Source organism: Pantoea sp. 9140, assembly GCF_000745295.1.
Classification (GTDB): Bacteria; Pseudomonadota; Gammaproteobacteria; order Enterobacterales; family Enterobacteriaceae; genus Pantoea; species Pantoea vagans.
Genome location: NZ_JQNO01000001.1, coordinates 4,160,391 through 4,167,112 on the forward strand (window position 1 = coordinate 4,160,391; position 6,722 = coordinate 4,167,112).

Genomic DNA, 6,722 nt, shown 5'->3' on the forward strand with positions numbered 1-6,722 from the left:
TTAGACTGGATAAAAAGCAAGCAAACGCGCCGGACGCGTTTTTAACCACTCTGCATAGCTATGCGGAAATTCATCTAAGTATTACTTTTCATAACAGCAGGTTAGGGATTTTTACTTCCGGCAGCACTTTATGCTACTCAGGTGGCTAACTTTTAATCGGATTCGCCAGGGGTTGCATTTACCACAGTGAAAATGGTACTTATCTCGCCCCTGTTCTGCAGGTATCAACTCAGACCGCGTCTGAAAATGGGTATGGGAATCATCAGATTTTCATACGAGGCGCTGTTTCTAAACACCCTCTAATTTACCGGGCTTTTTGCTCACTCCCTGTGTGTATTGTCTTCTGCACCTTCGCAGTAGAGAGAAACGGGTTTTGACTGAGGAAATTACGCGTTATGAAAGGTTTTAAAATCAGCCTGGCCTGGCAGATTCTGACAGCCCTGGTGCTCGGCATCGTTGTGGGTGCTGTGTTGCATAATCAGCCAGACAATCGTGAATGGTTAGTCACCAACATTCTCAGTCCTGCAGGCGATATCTTTATTCATCTTATCAAGATGATTGTGGTACCGATTGTGATTTCATCCCTGATTGTCGGCATCGCTGGTGTGGGTGATGCAAAGAAGCTGGGACGCATCGGCGTCAAACGATTCTCTACTTTGAAGTGATCACCACCATTGCCATTGTGGTCGGTATTACGCTGGCCAACGTATTTCAACCCGGCACCGGCATTGATATGTCAACGCTGGCAACGGTGGACATCTCTAAATATGAAGCCACAACGGCAGAGGTACAGGGCGGTCCGCACAGCCTGGTGACCACCATTCTGTCGCTGATCCCGCAGAATATTTTCGCTCTATGGCGAAGGGCGACATGCTGCCGATTATCTTCTTCTCGGTGCTGTTTGGCTTAGGCCTGTCGTCACTGCCGTCAGAACAGCGCGATCCGCTGGTGAACCTGTTCCGTGGTATCTCTGAAGCGATGTTTAAAGTGACGCACATGATCATGCGTTATGCGCCGGTCGGTGTGTTTGCGCTGATCGCGGTGACGATTGCTAACTTCGGTTTTGCCTCGCTGTGGCCGCTGGCTAAGCTGGTGCTGCTGGTTTATGCGGCGATTCTGTTCTTCGCCTTTGTGGTGCTGGGCGGGGTAGCGCGCTTCTGTAAGCTGCGCATTACCACGCTGATGCGTATCCTGAAAGATGAGCTGATTCTCTCTTACTCCACGTCCAGCTCGGAAACCGTGTTACCCGCATCATGGAGAAGATGGAAGCTTACGGCGCGCCGAAAGCGATCACCAGCTTCGTGGTGCCGACCGGTTATTCATTTAATCTGGATGGTTCAACGCTGTATCAGAGCATCGCGGCGATCTTTATTGCGCAGCTGTACGGCATTGACCTGTCGCTGACTGATGAGATTGTGCTGGTTCTGACGCTGATGGTGACCTCGAAAGGGATCGCTGGCGTGCCAGGCGTATCCTTCGTGGTGCTGCTGGCTACGCTGGGCAGCGTCGGCATTCCGCTGGAAGGTCTGGCGTTTATCGCCGGTGTTGACCGCATCATGGACATGGCGCGTACCGCGCTGAATGTGGTCGGTAACGCGCTGGCAGTGCTGGTGATTGCCCGCTGGGAAAACCAGTTCGACGCCGAACAGGCGAAAGCGTATGAGCTGCAGCTGCGGACGCAGACGGCAAGCTGAGAACAGCGCTAACGTAAAAAAGGGCTCAACGAAAGTTGGGCCCTTTTTGTTTGTGCGGCTTAGTTCTTACCTGCTCAATAGAGCAGAAATGAAAGATCAGCCTTTGTGCCGTTCAGTCGGGCACAAAGGCAGGCTGTGTAAAGTCGGCATAAACCCGTCCTGGGCCTCGGCGCCGGTTACTCGCCTCATCCATGAGGCTCGCCCGCAAGCGGGCCAGCGCTTTACGTTGTTCAAAACGCTCCAGGCGTTTTTGTCCATGCGGCGGATGCTTTACTCCGCTACTCATGTTTATTCGCCACACTTGTTCGAACAGCAGTAAAACAGCTGAGGGAAGAAAAGGTTCACCTGAAGAGTAAAGCGTCCCACGCCAGGGACGGCGTGGGACGAGCGTCATGGATGACGAATGCGTCTTTACGATCAGGTGAACCTTTTCTGACCGGCTCCGATTTCCCAGCAACACTACTCACACACCCTGCGCCCAGGCCGGAATGCACAGCATTTAAACTCCGTATACCAGTCACCCTGCTTAAACTCAACGCTGTCCCGCCCACTCCCCGCAACATGATTCACCCCACATCCATTGAAAAAAGATCTCACTCAATGAATTAATCATTCGTTATGATGTTTTGTAATTTGAATAATTTATTCCTTAACGGAGCCCGCCATGAAACTCGACCTCAGCCAGATGATCACCGAAGGCCGCAACCCGGCCAGCCAGAACATCGATGAACTCTCAACCGAAGCGATGCTGCGCGTCATTAATGATGAAGATAAAAAGGTGGCGCTGGCGGTAGAGGCCATCGTGCCGCAGATCGCCGACGCCGTTGACGCCATCTGCGCTGCGTTCCAGGCGGGTGGGCGATTAATCTATTGCGGTGCGGGCACCTCCGGGCGACTCGGCATCCTGGATGCCAGCGAGTGTCCGCCTACTTTTGGTACGCCACGCGAGCAGGTCATCGGCCTGATTGCCGGCGGTCATACCGCCATACTCCAGGCGGTCGAAAATGCCGAAGATAACCGGGAACAGGGCGCGCAGGATCTGAAAGATATCCACTTCAGCCGCCACGATGTGCTGGTCGGTATCGCCGCCAGCGGCCGCACACCTTACGTGCTCGGTGCGCTGGCTTACGCCAACGAGCTTGGCGCAACCACCGTGTCGCTCACCTGTAATCCCGGCAGCGCATGTCGCAGGTCGCTGCGATTGCGCTCACGCCGGTGGTCGGCCCGGAAGTGGTCACCGGCTCCTCACGGATGAAAGCGGGCACGGCACAAAAACTGGTGCTCAACATGCTCACCACAGGCTCGATGATCCGCAGCGGAAAGTCTACGGCAACCTGATGGTTGATGTGGAAGCGACCAACCAGAAACTGGTGCAGCGCCAGGTCAACATCGTCATGCAGGCCACGGACTGTGATGACGCGACCGCCAGCGCTGCGCTTACCGCCTGCGGCGGACACTGCAAAACCGCGATCCTGATGGTGCTGGCTGACCTGGCCGCCGATGAGGCGAAAGCGCTGCTCAGTCAGCATCAGGGCTTTATCCGTCAGGCTCTGCAGGCAGCGGGAGCACGCTAATGGCGAAAATCACCGAAGCACTGTTGCGTGACATCCTGCAGGCGGTCGGTGGCGCGCAAAATATCGCGGCCTGTGGTCACTGCATGACGCGGCTCGCCTGACGCTAAATCAGCCGGAACAGGCTGATCTGGCAGGATTAAAAAGCCTGCCGGGCGTGCTGGGCGTTATCGACAGCGAGGCGCAGTTACAGATTGTGCTTGGGCCAGGCAAAGCGCAAACCGCCGCCGAGGGGATACAGAGCCTGCTGGCGCAGGGCGATACGCGCTGGCACCGCGGGGTGAAACAGCCGATCTTAGCCAGCGGGCGGCGCAGCAAAAGCAGCAGCTAAAGGCAAAACAGACCAGCGGCGTGCATCAGTTTCTGTCGCGCTTCGCGACTATTTTCACCCGCTGATTCCGGGTTTTATCGGCGCGGGGCTGCTGCTGGGCTTTGCCACGCTGATTGAACAGAGCCTCCACCTTAATGCGCCCGGCGACCATGCGCCCTGGCTGCTGCACACCGTGGCGTATATGAAAGTGTTTGGCAAAGGGCTGTTTACCTTTCTCAGCATCCTGATTGGTTACAACGCGCAAAAAGCCTTTGGCGCAGCGGCGTCAATGGTGCCATCATCGCCTCACTGTTTGTGCTCGGCTATGTGCCCACCGCCACCACCGGCTACTACAGCGGCATGGAGAGCTTCTTTGGCCTGACGATCGACCCGCGCGGCAACATTATTGGTGTGCTGATGGCGGCGATTATCGGGGCGTGGATTGAGAAACGGCTGCGCAAAATCATTCCCGACAACCTCGATATGATCCTGACTTCACTGTTTACGCTGGTGATTACCGGGGCCATCACCTATCTGCTCATCATGCCGCTGGGTGGTGAACTGTTTAAGGGGATGTCGTGGCTGTTTATCCATCTCAATAACAATCCCTTTGGCTGTGCGCTGCTGGCCGGGCTATTCCTGATCGCGGTGATGTTCGGCATCCATCAGGGCTTTATTCCGGTCTACTTTGCGCTGATGGAAACGCAGGGTTTTAACTCGCTGTTTCCGATTCTGGCGATGGCGGGCGCAGGGCAGGTCGGTGCATCCCTGGCGCTGTGGTGCAAAGCAGAAAAAGGCGCGCTGTTACGGGCGCAGATCAAAGGAGCTATCGTGCCCGGCCTGCTGGGTGTTGGAGAACCGCTGATCTACGGCGTCACGCTGCCGCGCCTCAAGCCGTTTATCACCGCCTGTGGCGGCGGGGCACTGGGCGGTTCTTTATCGGTCTGGTGGCGTGGCTGGGTTTGCCGGTCGGGATGAATACGGTATTCGGACCCTCCGGGCTGGTCACGCTGCCGCTGATGACCTCCAGCCAGGGGATCTTCGCCGGTATGGCGGTTTATCTGGCCGGGCTGATGGTGGCCTGGAGCGGCGGATTTCTGCTGACCTGGTGGTTCGGCACCCGAAATGTCGACCTCAGCTAGCCGACTGCCGGAATTCTGAAATCCGGCTAACGGATAAATAATCACCTGAAAATGTGAAAGCCGCTGCAAAGCGGCTTTTTTATTGCCAGTAATTTAACTTAATCGCTAAAGAGTAGGCGGACGGATGCCGAAAACATAAAAAAAGGTAATCGTTATTTCTCAGCCCACCGTTTTTCACGCTGACACGCAGACTGTCACGTGCAGGACGTCGGGTCTTCAAGGACTTTTGATGCGTAACAACCAGCCTGTCTCTCAGCGTGAATATCAGTTTGACGATCATGCGACACTCATGTCGACCACCGATCTCAGCAGCCACATCACTTATGCCAACGATGCCTTCATTGAAGCGAGTGGATTCTCTGCCGACGAGATTAACGGCCAGCCGCATAACATGGTGCGTCATCCCGATATGCCTCCAGAAGCGTTTGCTGACATGTGGGCGACGCTGAAACAGGGTGAACCCTGGACTGCACTGGTTAAGAACCGCCGTAAAAATGGCGATCACTACTGGGTGCGGGCTAATGCCATTCCGGTGGTGCGCGACGGTAAAGTGCAGGGCTATATGTCAGTACGCACCAAAACCACGGCAGAGGAAGTCCGTCAGACCGAAGCGCTCTATCAGGGATTTTCGTGAAGGTCGGGCCAGAGGGCGACGTTTTCACAAAGGCCTGCTGGTTCGCAGCGGCTGGCGTCGTCCCGCCTCTATCCTGAAAACGCTGCCCTGCGCTGGCGGATCCGCAGTACGCTGCTGGCGTTACTGCCCCTCTCGGTGCAGGCGTCTGGCGCTGGGCATGACGCACGCAGCACTGGCCGGCTTTGCCGCAGGCATGGCGGCGCTACTCACACTGAGCAGTCTGTGGCTGGAGCAGCAGATTTCACGGCCTATCGAGCGGATGTGCAAACAGGCGCTGAGCGTGGCGACCGGTGCGAGTCACAAGGTCGAGCAGATGGATCGCGTTGATGAGGTCGGCGTCACGCTGCGCGCTATCGGTCAGCTCGGATTGATGTTCCGCTGGCTGGTGGATGATGTCAGCGGTCAGGCGATCAACGTGCTGAGCGCCAGCGACGCCATCGCCCGCAGCAATAACGAACTGAGCCGACGTACGGAGCAGGCCGCCGCTAATGTACAGCAGACTGCAGCCACCATGAACGAAATGACCGCCACGGTGAAGAGCAATACTGAAACGGCGAACGAGGTGAATACCCTGTCAGCTGACACCAGCCAGGCAGCCAGCAAAGGCGGTGAAGTAATGACCGAGATGATGGGCATGATGGGCGAAATTGCTGACAGTTCAAAGCGGATTGCCAATATTACCAGCGTTATTGACGGCATTGCATTCCAGACCAATATTCTGGCGCTGAACGCCGCAGTAGAAGCGGCACGGGCCGGTGAGCAGGGCAAAGGCTTTGCGGTGGTGGCAGGCGAAGTTCGTAGCCTCGCACAGCGCAGCGCCAAAGCCGCCAGCGAAATCAAAATGCTGGTCGAAACCAGTGCCAGCCGCGTTCAGTCGGGCAATGAGCACGCCAGCGCGGCGGGCCGGACGATGCAGGATATCGTTTCGCAGGTACAGAATGTGACTGCCCTGATCGCTCAGATTAGCGCCGCCACGGCCGAACAGGCAACCGCGCTCAGCGAAGTCAGTTCAGCGGTGGAAGATCTCGATGACATCACCCACCAGAACGCCGCCCGCGTAACAGAAAGCGCCGAGGCTTCAGGTCGCATGACCCACCAGGCTAACCGGCTAGTGGAAGCGATTAGCGTGTTTCGTTAAGAGATTAGATTACGAGGCCAGCGCCTGCGTGCCGTCGCGTCCGGCACGCAGCGCGCCTGGCGACTGCCCGACAATCCGCTTGAAGGCGCGACTGAACGCCGCAATCGAGCCGTAGCCGAGATGATAAGCGACGGCTTCCACCGCTTCGCCATTGTTTACAATCCGTTGCACCGCCAGCCGCATCCGCAATTCGGTCAGATATCGCAGCGGCGTCATGCCGGTAGCCGTGAGAA

At 56.5% G+C, this 6,722-nt stretch carries 1 protein-coding gene and 4 pseudogenes; 4 read left to right on the forward strand and 1 reads right to left on the reverse strand.

The window, feature by feature from the left end:
* Positions 1-395: 395 nt before the first annotated feature.
* The 4 pseudogenes from gltP (at position 396) to FA92_RS19280 (ending at position 6,489) form a co-directional block, all read left to right on the forward strand.
* Positions 396-1,694, forward strand: a pseudogene (gltP, locus tag FA92_RS19265) (glutamate/aspartate:proton symporter GltP).
* A 664-nt stretch (positions 1,695-2,358) separates the two neighbouring features.
* Positions 2,359-3,268, forward strand: a pseudogene (murQ, locus tag FA92_RS19270) (N-acetylmuramic acid 6-phosphate etherase).
* Positions 3,268-4,717 (forward strand): annotated as a pseudogene (murP, locus tag FA92_RS19275) (PTS N-acetylmuramic acid transporter subunit IIBC). Before murQ ends, murP begins: the two co-directional pseudogenes overlap by 1 nt.
* 229 nt (positions 4,718-4,946) lie before the next feature.
* Positions 4,947-6,489: pseudogene (locus FA92_RS19280) on the forward strand (methyl-accepting chemotaxis protein).
* Between the two features lie 9 nt (positions 6,490-6,498).
* On the opposite strand, the gene FA92_RS19285 reads toward FA92_RS19280, so the two are convergent.
* Positions 6,499-6,722, reverse strand: a 224-nt coding sequence (locus FA92_RS19285; protein WP_156105720.1) for a helix-turn-helix transcriptional regulator, incomplete at its 5' end; no start/stop codon positions are given.